11 protein-coding genes are annotated in these 19,070 nt (G+C 36.3%); 2 read left to right on the forward strand and 9 right to left on the reverse strand.

Annotation, left to right across the window (positions count from 1 at the left end):
• Nucleotides 1-3 precede the first annotated feature (3 nt).
• The 8 genes from P164_RS02860 to P164_RS02890 all read right to left on the reverse strand — a co-directional run bounded on the left by P164_RS02860 (nucleotide 4) and on the right by P164_RS02890 (nucleotide 10,746).
• Nucleotides 4-1,674 carry a serine hydrolase domain-containing protein gene (locus tag P164_RS02860; protein ID WP_028374970.1) on the reverse strand — a complete coding sequence of 557 codons (1,671 nt, stop codon included), beginning with the start codon at nucleotides 1,672-1,674 and terminating at the stop codon, nucleotides 4-6.
• Between the two features lie 62 nt (nucleotides 1,675-1,736).
• Nucleotides 1,737-2,543, reverse strand: a complete 807-nt coding sequence (locus tag P164_RS02865) for a helix-turn-helix domain-containing protein (RefSeq protein WP_028374971.1) — start codon at nucleotides 2,541-2,543, stop codon at nucleotides 1,737-1,739.
• 85 nt (nucleotides 2,544-2,628) lie between these two features.
• Nucleotides 2,629-3,087, reverse strand: a complete 459-nt coding sequence (locus tag P164_RS02870) for a hypothetical protein (RefSeq protein WP_199907765.1) — start codon at nucleotides 3,085-3,087, stop codon at nucleotides 2,629-2,631.
• Nucleotides 3,088-3,195: 108 nt separating this feature from the next.
• Nucleotides 3,196-4,647 (reverse strand): FAD-dependent oxidoreductase, encoded by a 1,452-nt coding sequence (locus P164_RS02875; protein WP_028374973.1) that lies wholly within the window; start codon nucleotides 4,645-4,647, stop codon nucleotides 3,196-3,198.
• Nucleotides 4,648-4,783: 136 nt separating this feature from the next.
• The gene (locus tag P164_RS19120) at nucleotides 4,784-5,278 is read right to left on the reverse strand and encodes a mechanosensitive ion channel domain-containing protein (RefSeq protein WP_316930178.1); all 495 of its coding nucleotides are present in this window, start codon (nucleotides 5,276-5,278) and stop codon (nucleotides 4,784-4,786) included.
• On the reverse strand, nucleotides 5,253-5,888 hold the full coding sequence (locus P164_RS19125; RefSeq protein WP_316930179.1) for a mechanosensitive ion channel domain-containing protein: 636 nt from the start codon (nucleotides 5,886-5,888) through the stop codon (nucleotides 5,253-5,255). The genes P164_RS19120 and P164_RS19125 overlap by 26 nt, the downstream gene beginning before the upstream one ends.
• 198 nt (nucleotides 5,889-6,086) lie before the next feature.
• Nucleotides 6,087-7,724: a RagB/SusD family nutrient uptake outer membrane protein gene (locus P164_RS02885; RefSeq protein ID WP_028374974.1), complete on the reverse strand. Its 1,638-nt coding sequence runs from the start codon at nucleotides 7,722-7,724 to the stop codon at nucleotides 6,087-6,089.
• 28 nt (nucleotides 7,725-7,752) lie between these two features.
• Nucleotides 7,753-10,746: a SusC/RagA family TonB-linked outer membrane protein gene (locus P164_RS02890; protein WP_028374975.1), complete on the reverse strand. Its 2,994-nt coding sequence runs from the start codon at nucleotides 10,744-10,746 to the stop codon at nucleotides 7,753-7,755.
• 482 nt (nucleotides 10,747-11,228) lie between these two features.
• Between P164_RS02890 and P164_RS02895 the strand changes: the two genes are divergently transcribed.
• Nucleotides 11,229-13,388 (forward strand): family 43 glycosylhydrolase, encoded by a 2,160-nt coding sequence (locus P164_RS02895; protein WP_035899314.1) that lies wholly within the window; start codon nucleotides 11,229-11,231, stop codon nucleotides 13,386-13,388.
• Between the two features lie 63 nt (nucleotides 13,389-13,451).
• On the opposite strand, the gene P164_RS02900 is transcribed toward P164_RS02895, so the two are convergent.
• Entirely contained in the window at nucleotides 13,452-17,531 is a 4,080-nt protein-coding gene (locus P164_RS02900) for a hybrid sensor histidine kinase/response regulator transcription factor (RefSeq protein ID WP_028374977.1), read from the reverse strand.
• A 257-nt stretch (nucleotides 17,532-17,788) separates the two neighbouring features.
• On the opposite strand from P164_RS02900, the gene P164_RS02905 reads away from it, so the two are divergent.
• Nucleotides 17,789-18,922 (forward strand): glycoside hydrolase family 43 protein, encoded by a 1,134-nt coding sequence (locus P164_RS02905; RefSeq protein WP_028374978.1) that lies wholly within the window; start codon nucleotides 17,789-17,791, stop codon nucleotides 18,920-18,922.
• Nucleotides 18,923-19,070 lie beyond the last annotated feature (148 nt).

Below are 19,070 nucleotides of genomic sequence, written 5' to 3' on the forward strand. Positions count from 1 at the left end.
AGGTTAATTTAGGAGATAAGGTAAAATGTAATGATCTAAAATTGATTCGGGTTGTTGCGTTTTTCCGTTTCTGTAATTTCCGGAAGTAATTACAACAACTACTTCAAGCTTCGGAAGTATAAAAATATATTGTCCGCCCGCACCTCTGGCCTCGTAAGTATCTATTTTAGTGGTATTAACGGTGTAGGTATGATGCCACCAGAAGTAGCCATAGCCGTTTTTATCTTCTGTATTTTCTAATACCCGGTAGTTCTGTAACGAGTTTTCTATCCATTTTTTTGAGATGATTTGTGTTCCATTACACCTTCCTTTATTTAGATACAGTTCGCCAAATTTTAGCATATCAAGCGGTGTCAAATACATTCCTCCGCCAAAATAGGGTCTTCCTTTTAAATCGGTTTGTATGATATAGTTTGAGATTCCTAAGGGCTGAAATAAATACCGGTCTATAAACAGTTCAAGAGGTTGAGATACCCTAGAATCAATAGCAACTCCCAGAAGATACGGGTTTGCAGACCCGTAGTTTGCGTGTGTATTGGGAGCGTAAATCATTTGGGCTTCCAGAATACTTTTCGTCCAGTCTGGTGTAGGTTGATACTTATCTTCTACAGCAAGAGATTCTGGGTTGGCATTTAAACCGTAATCTATCGCGTCTAACCCAGAACTCATCGTGAGTAAACTTTGGAGATCTATTTGTGCCTTTAAGGCGTCTTTATAGCTTTGATAGGTTTCTGGTAGAAAATCAAAAATAGATTGGTTTACACTTTTAAATAGTGATTGGTCTTTTGCAATCCCCACAATAGCCGAAGAAATACTTTTAGATGCAGAGCGCATATCGTGCGGAATGCTTGCTGTATAACCTTTAAAATAGGTTTCGTATATACGCTTCCCCTTTTTCGAAATAACTACAGAATGGGTGTTGGGTAAAGAGTCTTTAGCAATCAAAGTTTCCAGTTGCGTAAGCTGAAGCGTATTGGGTAAATCTCCGAAATGTATATCTTTAAAATCGCCAGTTTTCCAGTCTTGTTGAGATTTTGATAACGTCATTACAGTGATTAAATGATCGCCCAGATACATTTCCAATTCGATTTTTTCTGGTAGAAGGGTTCCTTTAAATACCATACCGGTTTTAAAATCAGTAAAAAAAATACGATTGTTTTCTTTGCTGAAGTTAGCACACCAGGTCCCTGTAAATCGATCATCAGCTAAAATGGGGTAGGCTTCATAAGAGTCACCAGAACCGTTTTCTACGCTTAAATAAAAGTCCTGTGCCTTTAGAGAATCTACCATAAGTAGATTCCAGATTCCGGTATAAAAATTAGCATTTGTTTTAATAAGATCAAGATGATAGAGCAGGAGTCCTGATTGTATAAACCCTGAAATCGTCTTTTTATCTTTAGATATATTACCGGTAAACGATAGATTTTCAGCAAGAGGTATGTTTAGAGCTTCGCCGGCTTTAAATTGAAACGATTGCTCTAGAATTCTATGATCATTTACAATTTTAAAAAGCGCTTCTGAAATTGTTTTGTTTTCTATAGAAATAGTTAAGCTGAACGTTTTTGGGTTTGCTATTTTACCTTCCCAGTTACCGGTGTACTGCGCCATATCCTGTGCAAAGAGGTTAACACTAAGTAGTATAAAAAACAAAAAACTAATCTGTTTAAGTCTCATTTTTGATTGATTTAGATGAACGGTAAAAATGAGCTTTTTAAAACTGAAGAAATTGTATAAAATTAGCGTCGGTGCCTATTTTTTAAAAGTTTTGAAGGTGTGGTGTGGTAGATGCGTTTAAAATTTGCAATAAAATGACTTTGATCGTAAAAACCGCAGGTATAGCAAATTTCAGTCATCGATAATTTATTTAATAAAATAAGATTAAACGCCTGATTCACTTTAATTAACCGGATGTAATTGCCCAGACTCGTGCCAAAATATTTACTGAATTCGCGTGATAAGTGCGTAGGATGTATTTGTAATTTATGACTTAAATTCTCTAGAGAATAGATAATTTCTTCCTCAAAAATCAGTTCTTTTAATTGATTTACCCAAACTGGCGTTTTCTGAATTTTAGTATTGGGCTTATACATCAAATCGAATATCGCATGCAGCGTACTTTCAATACCCAATTGAGTATAGCGGTCATTCCATTTTGCTTCTAAATAGATAGCATTCATAGCCATTTTAATCATCGGGTTTTGAATGGCTAAACTTCCTTCAAAATCAGTAGATTCAAACGCCTGATTAGAAAACCAATTTCTATTTAATTCTATATGAAAACCTCTTGTAATATCTTTGGGCTTGATGTTGTAATGCGCATCATCCCAGTTATGAAACAAGAGATGACCTGGTTTTAAGTAGTAGAATTCTTTCTTATTTGCTTCCAATAACTTTCCCTGTAGTAAGTAGGTAAAATACGGATTCTCGTGATAGTGCCAATCAACTTTGTCGTGAATGTATTCGGTATCTGTAACGGTAAATGCATCAAAAATTAATTTTTGATTGTGTTTGCCATAAAATTCTCCCGTTTCTAATTTGCGCACTGTTTTATGGGGTTTTAACGGATTAATTTAAGAGGTAATAACCCGATCAATTTAAATATATAAGCGCAGTCTTGTTCTTATCCAACTAGTTTATACTTTGCAATGCTAAAACCTGTTCAATATGCGTCCAGTGATCTTTTCTCATAGTATATAAAACCCGATTGTAAAATCTCATTTTCCATCTAAAAAAAGGGTTTAAACGCTTACTATAGGCAGCGGTACAGGCGTTATTTAGCCAGGCTTCATCAAAACCCTCCCATACTCCTGTGGGGCTAATCAGGTTTTCTTTTAAAACCGGAAATACCTCATACAGATCAATTTTTTTTAGTGTTGAAATTGATAAATTAGATTCTTTGAAAATTTGAGCTATAGCTTCGTAATCGTAAACTGTCAACTCAGTATCAAGGTAAAATGAAGCAATAGCCCGCCAAAGTTGCTTTCTAATTTCAAGTTTTCGATTAATATTAATTGAATGTATTCTTGAAGATGTCTCTTCCTCTTTTTGAAGAACCGCGTTTTCAAAATCATTTTCTTTAGTTTTCATGCTATTGATGTACTAAAAAACACATTTGGGGTTACGCGTTGTTTATGAGGTATCTAAATTAGTCATTACTATTTAATTATAACCTGTTTAACGATTTAAAAACTAGAGTTAACCTTTATTTTTCTTCTTTTTCAATACACGTCCTCGGGGTTCATTTGCTTCATGCAAAACCACTTCTGAATGTAAAAACTTTGCAGCTTCGGCAGAATCTTTCACCTTAGTAGCACTGCGTTTGAGCATTTCAGATTCAAAATCATTAAGTACCTGATTACGTATCCCGTTTTCCTTCCAGTTTGAAAAAGGACCACATCCTTTATAAATAGCTCTGGCAAGTGCTAAGGCATCTAATAAGGCTTGATTGGCACCTTGCCCTTTAAACGGACTCATAGGATGCGCTGCATCTCCTATAAGCGTGATTTGAGTCTCTTTTTCTAAATCTGTAGGCTTTAGTAATGCCCTATCGTAAACCGGGTAGCCCGAAATTAATGAGGTTTGTGTTGCTTTAATAATCTGCGGAATAGGAGCGTGCCACTGCAATCTGCGACAAGCTTCCTCTTTTAATGCCTGAGGTCCTTTTGCACTTAATAGTTTAGCTTCCTGTTCAGGCAATGGGAAACTGAGTTGCCACATAATCGAGTCTGTGGCATACGGCATCATATAAACGCGTTCGTTTCCGTTTGCGGTTTGAAAAACGGTAGCTGCGTCTAACAAGGGACTTTCAAGATCTCCCAAATCTGCTAAAGGGCAAATTCCTAAAATTACGAGACAGTCCAGATAACGTAAAGGAGTATGTTTTTCACCCAGGAGTAGTTTGCGCACCGAACTGTGTATGCCATCTGCACCCACAATAAGATCTGCTTTATACTTTTTTACTTCGTTATTAAAACTAAAATTTAGGGTTGGTGTATCGCCATCTGTATAATTAATAAACTGATGATTCCACCGTACACAATCTGTACCTTCAAGTTGATTTAGAAGTTGCTCGCGCAGGGCTTGTCTTGCAATGTGAATGTTTGTGCGCTTTGAGAATGTAGGCGCTTCGGTATCTAGCCATTTACGCATTCCCCATTCGCCGATTATAGTACCATCTGTTGTGTGAACGACGTGTCGTGTAGAGACCACGCCTTCTTTTAAATTAAAAAGGCCTAATCCTGCGACTGCTTTACTTGCTTGCTGAAGGGTAAGTGCATAGCCCTGAGAACGCGCATCAAAACCTGTATCACGCTCAAATAAGGTAAAAGGAATACCGCGATGCAAACAGGCCACAGCTAGAGCAACACCGCCTATGCCACCTCCTACAATTGCAATGTGCGGATAGTTATAAGATTCAGGAACGAGTTTTTCTGATACAGTAACTAAACCAGAGCCGGCACAAGATTCACAGGTGTACAGGTGACCTTTAGGAGGAGTAGGAGCAGGACCTTCTCCTTTATTGAATTTATCAAGTGCCTGTGCATAATTAAGACGTACTTTTTTACGAAGTCTGCGCCTTTTTTTGCCTTGTCCTTTGCATTCCTGACAAACTGCATGGTATTTTTTATCCTTTTCTGTGTTCTTCAATTCTTATTGATTAATTCTCATTAGAAGCAATTTAAAAACTAAACTTCGGTTTAAAAATTACATTTTAAAGAGCTAACGAATTTAGCAATTAGAAGTGGAATGGCAGTATCAGGAATTTTATTGAATTTTAGAAAAATTACTTTCTCAATAAATCTGAAGGCTCTGGTTCTGAAACCGATTTTTCTGATTTTGGGGTAGCTTTTAAATCCTGCATTTCTACACGGGTACGCGGTAAACTATGCGGATAATTTTCCTGTATAAAAAGTACTAGTTTTTCACGTACTAACACCCGCAAATCCCAGGAAGTAGGAGAATCTTTTGAGCTCATTAACGCTCTGGTTTCTACCACCTCATTTTTTGTATCGGTTACTTGTAAGACATTAACCTCACCATCCCAGAGGTCTGTATTTTCAAGAATTCTGGTCAATTCATTTCGTAAAGCATCAAACGGTACATTATAATCGGTATAGATAAAAACAGTACCTAAGATGTCTGATGAATTACGCGTCCAGTTTTGAAAAGGTTTTTCAATAAAATAAGTGGTAGGCAATACCAGACGGCGTTTATCCCAGATTTTAACTACAACATAGGTTAAATAAATTTCTTCAATACGCCCCCCTTTCGCCTTCAACGACTACCACATCATCTATACGTATGGGTTGTGTAAATGCAATTTGAATCCCCGCCATTAAGGTACCCAGCGCTTTTTGTGCAGCAAAACCGATGATAATTCCGGCGATTCCCGCTGAGGTTAGAATACTTACACCTATAGCTCTAATGCTGTCAAAACTCATAAGTGCAATACTCACGGCAAACAGTATGATTAGAAAAATAAAAACCCGCTCCAGTACGGTAAACTGCGTATATATTTTACGGGCGTGTACATTATCTGCCACACTCATATCATACTTCGTCAAAATATTCCTTTTAAATGCTTTGATGATAAGAATCAACGCCCAGGTTAGACTTATAATAAAAAGTAGGGTACTGGTGTGAGATAGAATACTGGCTTGAATATATGAGGTAATTTCTTCCCTTACGAGTATAATTCTAAGAATTAAAGCAAGCAGAAATAAGGCTAGCGGAATACGTATGCGTACCGCAAAATTTACGGGTAAAATCGTTCTGGGACTTTTACCAAATTTTTTTAAGATGTAGAAAAGTATACCGAAAGCCACAATTCCCGAAATCAGAATTATAACAAGAAAAAGGGATGTTTTTGAATCTATAAAACTAATCATATAATTTTGTTTAGTGCTCTATCTTTAAATCTAACTGCTTGAATTCAATTTACTTGTTAAGAATTTTAAAAACTTTTAAAGCTTGTAAACTATAACGTTAGTAAATAAGCAGCTAGTTATTGAGTATAGGTAAATCCTAAAAAAAAGCCTGTGATTTTTTAATCACAGGCTTTTGTAAATAAATAAAAAGGTTAAGATTTAATTTGTTGAATATCCCGGATTTTGCTCCAGAACGGCATCTTTATTCAGTTGTATTTCGCGTAGCGGAATAGGTAAAAGTTCGTGAAATTCCTGTAAGCCTTCTATGCGCATAGTCTGGGGCAAAGGTATACTTGGGTCCTGAACATTAAGACGAGTTGCACGTTCCACAAGTGTTTTGGTACGCATCAACGTCATTCTTCTATTTTCTTCGGCAAGTAATTCACGCACACGTTCATCAAGAATAAAATCTAAAGACATATCTCCCGCAACTACCTGTGGGGCGTTTGCACGTGTTCTAAGTATGTTTATCGTTGTAGCAGCGCCTGTTGTGTTATTTTGCATTACTTGTGCTTCAGCCTTTAATAAATACGTTTCACCTAATCGCATTAAGATAAAATCTTTCCACATTCCAAAACCAAATACATCTGCTGGGTCAAAATGTCCCCATTTTAATGTGTAGGGTTGAATTCTTGCAAGGGTATCAATCCCGGTATACGGTACTAATTCTCCGTAAATATCTGCGAAATTAGAGTCAGGATTGTTGTATCTAAAGCGTTTGTGAATACTATATTTTGAATTACGCATATCGCCGTCATCATATAAATCATAGATTACCCAATTATTTAGACGTATACGTGCAACACCTCGACCTCCTAAAGAATCTGCAGGGATCATCCCGTTTACGTTATGATAACCGGCTCCCCAAATACGTCTTTGTTGAGGGTTACCACTAGAACCACCGCGTACATCAGAGGGGTTCTCATTTTCTAACACCCATAAAGCTTCGGTATTGCCTTGCGAACGTCGCTGATTTCCTTTAAAAAACATATCAGAAAATGGATCTCCTTCTTCTGAGGCTTTAACTCCATAACGTTGCGTTACCAGTTGAAAAGCCTGGCTGTTGATGATAATATCTGCCTGATCTTCGGCAAGGTCTGGTTTTCCTGCACGCAGGTAAAATTCTGCAAATAATTGATTGGCGACATACTTGTTTACACGAGCTTCAAATTGAGGAGCATTTGTAGGTGCGCCCAGATTTTGAGTTGCAAACTGTAAATCTGTCTCAATTTGAGTATTAATTTCGGCTAACGTATTCCGTGTATAATCAAAGCGAGCTTCAGTAATAGGCTCAGTAATTAAAGGCACTCCACCAAAAAGTGTAGCCAAATTATTATAAGCATAGGCTCTAAAAAATCGAGCTTCGGCATTAATAGCATCTTTTTGTTCTTGCGTCAATTCTGCAGAAGTAGAACTTTCAACACTTGCTATTATACTATTTGCATTTTCAACCATATTGTACCACAGTTCCCAGCTTTGAAAAGCAGCGTTGTCATCTGTAGTTAACTGGTTGTATTTGTAATAAGGCACTTCAATACCCTGAGGAGCTGTTGGCCAGGTAATGTCTGTTCCTGCTTGCCATACAGACAACCAGCCTTGATCACTACTGCGGGTATAAAAAGTACTCAGCATCTGGTACAAGCCTAATAATTGTGCTTGATAACCCAGTTCATCATTCAAGGTTTCTGGTGTATAGTCAGAACGTATTTCTTCTACCAGAAAATCATCACTACACGAGCTTAACATAAAAATGTTTAAGCTCAAAAGTGCTATAATTATCTTCGATTTATTTTTCATAAAAGGTATCATTTATTTTTATGGAGTATTATAATGAGACGTTAAGTCCCAGTGAAAAGGTGCGTACTACCGGGTAGTTATTTATCCAATCGTCAGATCCTCTGGAGTATTGCGTACTTTCTGGATCCCAACCTTTCCAATCTGTCCAGGTATACAGGTTTCGTCCCGTTGCGTAGATCATTAAGTCACTAAGTCCTAATTTTTCTATTTTTTCTATAGGAAATCTGTAACTAAAGCGGATGTCTTTTAACCTTACAAAACTTGCGTCTTTAGGGTAGCCATAGCGTAATGTATTGCGATAGGTTAGCGAAGGGAACTCATTACTTTGATTTTCTGGAGTCCAGTAACCTACTTCTGTTGGGGTATTTCTACGTGCCAGCTCATCACCATAATTAAGATCTGTATTTCTTTTTAAAACTCCTTGTACGGTTTGTAAGAAAATTGATAAATCAAAGTTCTTATACGAGAATGTATTCGTAAGACCTCCCGTCCATTCAGGAAGAGAAGAGCCTAAATAGGTACGGTCATTTTCTGGATCTATAACACCGTCACCGTTGAGGTCTTCAAATTTAAGATCACCGGGATTTGCATTAAAAGTACCCGTATCTTCACCTTCTTGCCAAACACCTGCTAATTTATAATCGTAAATGGCACCTAATGATTTACCTATAAACCAGCGGCTAGGTATGTCATCTTTACCATCACCATACAGATCTAAGATTTCATTTTTATAGGTTGAAAAGTTTACGTTTGTTTCCCATTTAAAATCACCGGTATTGATATTAGTAGAATTAATACTGAATTCAAATCCTCTGTTTTCTACTGCACCAATGTTTTCAATAATGTTACGGGTACCCGTTAAAGCAGGAATACTTCGGTTAAGTAGTAAATCTTTAGTTTTAGATTTATATACTTCAACAGAACCATTAATGCGGTTGTTCCATAAACCGAAATCTGCACCTAAATTGCCAGAAGTGGTTGTTTCCCATTGTAGGTTAGGATTTCCTAAACCGTCTATAAAAGTACCGGTGTAAGCTTGCCCGCCAAAAGGATAAACCGTTGTTCCTGTTCTGGTTTGTGTTTGATTTATATCCACACCTCGGTTTCCGGTTTTACCGTAGGAGAATCGAAGTTTTAAATTATCTATGGCATCTGCATTTTCCATAAACGATTCTTTGTGAATGTTCCACCCTAAAGCAGCAGATGGGAATACACCATATTTACTCGTATTTGCTCCAAAAGCAGAATACCCGTCACGACGTACCGTGGCAGTAACTAAGTATTTACTGTCATAATTATAGTTTACACGACCCATTTGAGAAACCAGGGTTGAAAGTGTGCTGTAGTTACGATTAGGATCTGCAGATAAAACTTCGGCAGCAGAGATGCGGTTAAATGATAATTGATCATTTACAAAACCTACGCCGGTTAATTCTTCTCTAAAGAAGTCATTAGACTGTGCGCTGTAAAGGGCAGTAAAATCTAGATTGTGTTTACCAAAACTTTTAGCATACTTTAGAATATTTTCTACAATCCATACTTTTTCTTCATCACCACCTATTACAGCAGTCCCACGGTTATCATTTGCCGCTCTACCTTTATAGGTTTTGTATGAATACGGATTGATGGTGTATGATGCATTTACGCGATACGATAAACCTTCTAAAAAGGCAGGAGTAATTTCGGCAAAAACATTCCCAGAAAGGGTGCGCTCGCGTACTTCACGATCTGTGGTTAAACCTAATAATGGGTTTTCATATAACAACTCAGGTAACATAGGGTTTATAATAAGTTGACCATTCTCGTCATAAGGTACAGAGTAGGGGCTCATAGCTGTTGCAAGCAATAAATTTGCACGGCCGCCGTCAAAGTTATTATTAGCAAAAAATGTGTTTAAACCTACTTTTAAATAATCTGTGATTTCAACATCCAGATTAGAACGTAGTGTAAGTTTTTCATAATCATAACCTTTTATAACACCTTGCTGATCTAGGTAGCCACCAGATACAAAATACTTTACTTTCTCACTACCACCGCGTATACTTAAATTGTGTTCCTGAATAATTCCTGATTGTGTTACTTCTTTAAACCAGTCTGTAGTTCTGCCTGCGTCATAGTTTTCTATTTCGCTCTGATTCTCTAAAACTCGATCTTGTGTAGCACCGGGATTGTTCTGACTAAAGAAGTCTGCATACTTTTGTACATATGCATCTGGACCTAAAGGTTTAAGAACGTTAGCAAATTCTTCTACGGCTACATAAGTGCTGTAATTAATAATAGGTTCACCACTCACCCCTCTTTTGGTTTGTATAAGTATTACACCATTTGACCCACGGGTACCATAAATCGCAACAGCAGATGCATCTTTTAAAATCTGAATAGACTTAATATCTCGTGTATTGATGTCATTTAACGTTCCTGTAAAGGGAATCCCGTCAAGAACAATAAACGGACTTGTACTTCCTGTGATAGAATTTACGCCACGTACTTGTATTTCACCACTAGATCCCGGCACAGATGAATTCTGACTAATATTTAAACCGGCAGTAGTACCTTGAATCGCTTGTGTGACGTTAGTTACCGGTAAATTTTCCAGTCGGTCTTCTGGTACAGAAGAAACAGATCCTGTCACATCAGAACGTTTTTGGCTACCATAACCTACGACAACGATTTCGTCTAGAGCGCCAATATTTTCTTCAAGAGCGACATTAATTTCTGATTTTCCATTTACAGGAATTTCCAAAGTTTTCATTCCTACATACGAGAATACTAAAACTGCATTTTCTGAAGAGGTATTCAGCTCATACTTACCGTCAAAATCTGTTGTCGTTCCCGTTGAAGTACCTTTTACTAGAACAGTAACTCCGGGAAGGGGCATACCATCTGCTGCAATAGTAACCGTACCTGTAATTTTTTGCTGTAAACCTTCAGACCCTGTTGTTAAAGCCATCGCGGGATAGCTTAAAACCAACAGCAGACAGAAAATCATTGAAGATTTAAAGCGCGTTAATTTTTGTTTCATAAAGTGAAAAATTAAAAATGAATACTATTAAATTGAAGGTTAAATGTATAAATAACATTTAATATGTGATTCATTTTTTCAGTTTATTTTTTTTACGTTCCTATTTAAGATGACGCCAACAGGTATAACAGATGCGAGGTTTTTATACCGAAATGCTAAAACGTTTTATCTTATTAATTAATTGAGTGATTGATTTGCAGACTAATAGAACTTTCACAAAAAATTTACTATCAAAAGAGAAAATTGAAACTGGATAAATAATATTTTTTCAATATAAATGTAAAAAACACATTTATATTTGTTTATTTTGTTACTTTCCCATTTACTGAAAAATGTAGAATGATTTGAAAAGGTCAAATTTTGAGTCGTGTATACACAGTAATCGATACTAAGTAGTTTTTAGCTTGCTTTAAAATTAAAAGTTGTTTCATTTTATGCCTCATGATTTATTTCTAAGGCCATTTACTAATTAATTTCTTAATATGTTATCATTAAAAATTTCGTTTATCGCACTGGCCAGTTTGGTATTTTCGTGCTCAAACCCTACGGTGCCTGCACAGAAAACAGCGTATTTATTTACTTATTTTACCGGTAATGCAGAAGGTGAGGAGGCCGTGCATTATGGGCTTAGTAGAGATGGTTATAATTTTTATGCCTTAAATGATGACCAACCCATTGTAAGTACACAACGTATTAGCGAGACTGGCGGTGTACGCGACCCTCATATTTTAAGAGGCACAAATGATGCTAACTTCTATATGGTACTTACCGATTTAAAGACCGATAATGGATGGAGCAATACAGGAATCATTCTGGCAAAGTCACCAGATTTAGTAAGCTGGGAAACAACGGTTATCGATCTTGCAAAAACATTTCCCGAGTTTTCAGATATAACCCGCGCCTGGGCTCCACAAACCATTTATGATGAGGCTGCCGGTAAGTATATGATCTATTTTTCAATGCTTCAGCCGGGAAGCTATGACAAGATTTATTATGCCTACATCAATAAAGAGTTCACCGCTTTAGAAGAAGCACCAAAACAGCTTTTTTATAGCCCCGATGAGAAATCGTGTATAGATGGAGATATCATAAGTAAAGATGGTAAGTTCTATTTGTTTTATAAAACGGAAGGGACTGCGACAAAAGGTATCCGCGTTGCGGTATCAGACCGTCTTACCGGCGACTATATCCCTAAAGAAGGCTATGTAGATCAAACCGATAGAGCAGTAGAAGGCTCTAGCGTATTTAAGATGATAAATAGTGACACGTATATATTGTTATATGATATGTATATAGATGGTAAATATCAATTTGCCGAAAGTACAGATTTACTCAACTTTAAGGCGTTGGGAGCAGATAAAATCTCTATGAATTTTCATCCGCGTCACGGGACGATTATTCCCATAACTGAAGAAGAATCTACGCGCTTATTAAAAGCATTTCCTTCTAAAGACTTACCCTTAATTTTAGGAAGCCAGGCAACTGCTGTAAGACAGCAAAATATAGTTGTTGACCCGGTTCAAAAATCTGTATACCTTCCTATACGGGTAGATAGCAGTTTACAAAATTTAGATGCGCAGTTGATTACGTTTCCGGGAGTGACATTAGAAGAAACAGGTGCTCAGGATTTCTCAAAAGGAGCTGTGCCGTATACTGTGTTATTGCCTGATGGCGAAAAAGTAACCTATACCGTTGAAGCGGCTGTTGCTAAAAACCCGGCATTAGATGGCTTTTACGCAGACCCCGAAATTATCTATTCAAATACAGATAAAAAATTTTATCTCTATCCTACCAGTGATGGTTTTGATGGCTGGTCTGGCACCTACTTTAAAACTTTTTCCTCTGAAGATTTAGTACACTGGCAGGATGAAGGTGTTATTCTTGATTTAAAGAAAGATGTATCCTGGGCAGATCGCAATGCTTGGGCACCGTGTATTGCAGAAAAAGAAATCGACGGTAAGCTGAAGTATTTTTATTACTTCTCAGCAGCACAAAACATAGGAGTTGCTGTATCAGATAATCCTGCAGGTCCTTTTACAGATAAGGGTACTGCTTTTATTAGTGAGAAACCGGCGGCAATAAAACGTGGTGGCGGCCAAATTATAGATCCAGATGTTTTTACAGATCCTGTGAGTGGTAAGTGTTATTTTTATTGGGGTAATGGGTATATGGGAGCTGCAGAACTCAATGAGGATATGCTCTCCTTAAAAGAAGAAACAATTGTAGAATTAACTCCAGACGGCACTTATAGAGAAGGTACAGAAGTGTTTTACAGAAACGGAATTTATTACTTCCTGTGGTCAGAAGATGACACTCGTAGTCCAGACTATCGCGTGCGGTATGCAACAGCTAAATCGCCTTTAGGACCTTTAACCATACCAGAATCTAATATGGTGATTAAAAAAGATGAAGCAAACCAAATTTATGGCACAGGGCATAACTCGGTAATCAATGTTCCGGGTACTGATGACTGGTATATTGTTTATCATAGATTTACGCGACCACGCGGCCTGGCAATGGGTGGTGCTGCAGGATTTCACAGAGAGGTTGCAATAGACAAACTTACATTTGCAGAAGACGGCTCTATACTTGAAGTTACCCCAACATTAGAAGGTATTAACCCGGTAAGTGTAGTTAAATAAGTAGTTTATCATTATTCTCAACTGAATTAAAAAAAGCCCTTTACTTCACGTAAAGGGCTTTTTTTATTTAAGTGTAGACGGGGTTTTGCCGTATTTCTCCTTAAAAATTTTTCTAAAATATTTTGCGTCTGCAAAGCCTACTTCAAAAGCAGCCTGAGATACGGTAAAATTCTCTTTTTCGATAAGATGTGCGGCGCGTTCTATTTTTAAATTACGTATGTATTCATTAATATTCTGACCCGTTATAGCTTTTATTTTACGGAATAAAGACGACCTACTCATACCTATTTCTTCAGATACAACTTCTACAGTTTTTATGCCCTGCTGCATATTGTCGTAAACCGCAGTATGAAATTCTTCCAGAAACTTTTTCTCTATCTGTAGAAGTTTTCGGTCTGCATCATCCTGATTTGAGTCTTCATTAGCGTTTTTTGAAAATCCTTCTAATAGTTTTTTACGGGTTGCGATTAAATTTTCAATACGGGCTCTTAAAACCTGCACATTGAAGGGTTTAACCATATAATCATCTGCGCCTTCAGTATAACCCGTTTCAATCATTTCAAAATTACTTTTAGCAGAAAGTAAAATTATAGGTATGTGAGAAGTTTCTTTATTGTTTTTAAGGAAATGACACAAATCAATGCCTGTTTTTACAGGCATCATAATATCGCTTATAATCAAATCTGGTATGTATTTAGTAGCCTGTTGAATTCCTTCCTCGCCATTCTCTGCATGAATTAAATCGTATTTAAAAGCTAATGCACTATCTAGAAACTCAAGTATATCTGGATTGTCATCTATAAGCAGTATGAGTTTACGTGCATTTTCAGTTTGTACCAGCAGATTATTTACGGTAGTTTTTTCAATAGATATATCTGCATCTTTAATGCGTTGCTCAACCGCTTTTTTATTAAATAAGGCATTGGGACTGTTTTCTAAAAAGGCATCAATTAAACGGTCATCTTTAGGTAGGGTGAGTGTAAATGTGCTTCCTATACCTGGATTGCTCGTCACATCCAATTTACCGTTGTGTAACTCTGCAAAACGTTTTGAAAGCGCAAGACCAATGCCGGTACCATCTTTTTTTACAGATGTGTTAGATTGATAATACCATTCAAAAATATGATTTAGATCGTCTGCCCTAATTCCACTTCCAGAATCACTTATACTTAAATATATAGACGTATCATCTTGCGTAAAACTTACCTTGATTTGACCGTCTTTAGTTGTATACTTTATGGCGTTTGAAAGTAAATTATTTATGATGATATGCAATTTTTCGAGATCACAATAAAATTTAATAGGGTTTTGTGGCATCGTGACCGTCAAATTTATGTTCTTCTTCTTCAATAGTGGTTTATACGTAGCGAGCCATTTAGTTATATGTTTTGAAAGATTATACTCATTAAGATTAAGTTTACTCAGACCTTCTTCACTTTTTCTAAACTCAAGCAACTTGTTGATGAATTGTAATAAATTATTTGCATTACGCTTAATCAACTTTAAACTATTGCGCTGTTCTTTCTGTTTGATTTCCTCAAGTAAAGTTTCTAAGGGTGCAAGTATGAGGGTGAGTGGTGTTTTGAGTTCGTGCGAAAAACCCGTATAAAACCGTATGCGTTCTTCGTTTAAGTCCTGTTCTAGCTGGCGTTGCTTTTTTTCAAAGAGCAAGGAGTTTTTGAGTTTGATACGTTCTGAATAATATCTAAGACCTGCAGTAATTAAAATAATAGATGTGATTATATAGAAGATATAGGCAGGTAAAGTTTTCCAAAAGGGTGGGAGAATGGTGATTTTAAATTCTTTATAGTAAGGGGATTCAACATCAGACTCTGCAACTATTTTTAACGTATAATCACCAGGAGGGATGTTGCTGAAATTTATGCGGTTAGAATTTTTTAAACTGGTCCAGAATTCATTATATCCTTCTAGATTGTAGGAGTAATTTACATTGTCTGCAAAAGGAAATTTTAAACTCGTAAAATCTAATGAAAAATTATTTTGATTATGTTTGAGTATCAATTGGTCGCTATATGCAATTGACTCTTTTAAAATTGCGTTCTCATCTTGTGACTCAACAGCTATATCTGTATTGAATATAGACAGGTTTTTTATAATAATGCTATTAGTTGTGCGCTGCACATTTAGTTCTTCAGGTTTAAAAATAGTAAGACCTTTATTACCGCCAAAATACATAAAACCAGAACTGCTTTTTAATGCGGCTCCTATATTATATTCACTCTTCTGTATATTATTAAACGAATTAATATTTTCTAATGTATGATCAATATAATTGTATTTGCTAATTCCTTTATAAGTACCTAACCATAGACTGCTGTCGTCATACATCGCCATGCTGTTGACTGTATTGTTACTTAGACCATCTTTTTCGGTAAGATTTAAAGCTTCAGTATCATCTCTATTAAAATGTATAATACCTCCGTATTTTAATCCTGCAACAATACTGTCATCATGTAATACCCAAATACAGAAAACAACATTATTGGTCATTCCGCCAAGACTTCCATTAAAATAAGAATATGCCTCTTTGGTTTTAGGATTGTATCTCAAAACCCCATTTCCGTATGAAGCCATCCACAGGATTCCATGACGATCCATTTTAATGTCTCGTATATCCATTTTTGGGTAGATTACATCTAATGCTGATACATAGTCAAAGGTATCTTTAGTTGTATTGTATTTATAAAGACCACCGCGGTTTGTACCAGCCCAAATATCATTGTTGAAATCCTGATAAACCACACGTACGTCATTACCGTCCTGAGTGTCTCCCTGCAAATAATAGCTCCATTTTTGTGTAGCTAGATTGTACATATTGAGACCATCTCTGTAAGTTCCTATCCACAGGCGTTGTGCATTATCTCTAAGTGTAGCTTGTACCTGATTTGATTTTAAGCCATTAGCGGTACTATAGACTGAATAGTTAAAATTACCGGTAACAGGATCATAAATATCTATACCTCCACCATCAGTACCTAAATAAATTTTACCGGTAGCGCATTCTGAAATAGCACTTATACGATCATGAGCTAACTTTTGCGAACCTATAAGATCATTTTTAAGCAATTTTACAGGTTCGCCATCAGGATCAACAAAATTTAAACCCGCATTGGTGCCTATCCACATATAGCCTCTATGATCTTTAAAAATGGTATTTATGGTAGCATTGTAAATACTGCTTCCATCTTCTTTAGGCAAATATTTGCGTACAGAAAATCGCAAATCATCCTTAAGTAACAAATTTGGATTTATGATGTTAAGACCACCAGCATACGTACCTATCCAAATTTGACCGTAATTATCTTCTGCCACAGCATGTACCTGATTATTACTAAGCCCGTATTTTGTATTTGTTTCATTAAGACTTACCAAGCGTCCATTAGGCGTTCTTACAGTCAAGCCATTATTAGTACCTATCCATAAATTATTATTGCTATCTACAAAAAGGCAATTGATCCAGTTAGATTTTGTTGTTTCAGTTTCAATAGCAATATGTTCTACCTTGAGGGTATTTAAATTGAGTTTATCTACACCCTTATCAAATGTACCTATCCAGATTATTGAATCTTGTTGGTTAGCAAGACTAGATATTTTTAAGGATGTTAAATGGTGCTCTCCTAGATATACTTCTTTATTAGTTTTATTAAAAATGTGTAAACCTTGATTATAAGCACCTATCACTAAACGAGAGTCTTTTAACTCTACCAGCGAATTTATACTCAGACTTAAGGTAGGGTCTACTTCATTAAATAGTGTTAATTGCTCTTTACGTGGATTATAATTATTTACACCACCATCTGTAGCTATTTTTATAGCGCCAGATTTACTAAGAATCAAATTTTGTATGTAGTTATTGCTTAAGGCAGAATTTTCTTTTCTAAAAATTTTAAACTCATTACCGTCATATTTATTTAAACCATCAGATGTGCCAATCCATAAAAAGCCGAGTGAATCTTCAACGATAGATTTTACAGTATTATTTGACAGGCCTTTTTCGGTATCCAGATTATAAAAGCTAAGACGTCGCTCTAAAGGAAATTGATTCTTCAGATTCTCGGTTTGACCATAGAATGACCAGGAGAGAATGCATGAAAAAAACAGTAAGTATATTTTGTTTATCATAAAAAAGTAAGCAAAATTTGATTTTTCGAATATCTTAATTTTTTCTTAAACTAAAATGTTCTTTATAGTATCAGATCATAAAAAACTATTGATTCTAAAGGGTTTGAACGATTAACCCCCCTAAATTTAGCGATTAACCCCCTATTGTAATGCTTCGATTTATAGAAAATTGTATAAGTAATTAACATTACTTTTTGATTTGACAATTTACGCTCAAATTAAGTGTGTAAATAACACAAAAATCATAATTCTTTAAGATGAAATTAATCGGCTTTTTTCTTTTTCTTATAATGTTCACACAATCGTGTGTATCTCAAAACGCAACTAATAAGCATTTTGAGCCTGGTAAAATTTGGAAAGACACAGACGGTAAACATATAAATGCACATGGCGGTGGTATTTATTTTGAAGATGGTACTTACTACTGGTATGGGGAGCATAAAGACCGAAGCAGCATAGCTCAGGTAGGAGTGCGAGTTTACTCTTCAACAGATCTTTTTAACTGGAAGAATGAAGGGGTAGCTCTTGCGGTAAGTACAGATTTAGATTCAGAAATCACTAAAGGATCTGTAATTGAAAGGCCTAAGGTAGTATATAATAAAAAGACCGGTAAGTATGTAATGTGGTTTCACCTTGAGCTTAAAGATCAAGGATATCATGCGGCACGTACCGGTGTTGCAATTAGTGATTTGCCTACAGGTCCATTTCACTACTTAAAGTCGTATAGACCCAATGCGGGAGTATGGCCATTAAATTTTCCTTTAAAAAACCAAGAGACACAGAAAAATGATGCCAGCCTTGAATGGTGGACACCAGAATGGAGTGCTGCCTTAGTTGAAGGTCTATATGTACGCAGAGATTTTGAAGAAGGGCAAATGTCTCGGGATATGACCATTTTTGTTGATGATGATGATAAGGCTTACCATATTCACTCTTCTGAAGAAAACCAGACGCTTCATATTTCAGAATTAACAGACGATTACCTTGATTTTACTTCTAGATGGGTGCGTATGCAGCCCGGAGGTCAAAATGAAGCACCGGCAGTTTTTAAACAGGATGACACCTATTATATGATTACATCAGGCCTAACCGGTTGGGCACCCAATCCTGCAAGATCCTTTAGCGCAAAATCTATATGGGGGCCTTGGGAATCTCTGGGCAACCCGGCAAAGGGTAAGCGCGCTGAGGTAACCTTTAATTCACAAAGCACTCATGTATTACCGGTTGAAGGTAAAGAGAATACATTTTTATATATGGGTGATCGCTGGAATCCTAAAAATCATATTGACGGCAGATACATCTGGTTACCTATACTAATCAAAGATGAGAAACCCCAAATAAAGTGGATGGATACGTGGAATTTTGCAGACTATAATGCTACGCAACCCTAGATTTAAAAGTAAAATGATTAAAAACTCCTCAATCGATATAGTAAAAGGAGGTTTTCAAATAGAAACAGCTAAACAATTTAAAAACAACAAACTATGATTAAACAAATGAAGGTGCCCATTTTCTTATCAATCAATCTGAATTAAATAA

The sequence above is a fragment of the Leeuwenhoekiella sp. MAR_2009_132 genome (assembly GCF_000687915.1).
GTDB lineage: Bacteria > Bacteroidota > Bacteroidia > Flavobacteriales > Flavobacteriaceae > Leeuwenhoekiella.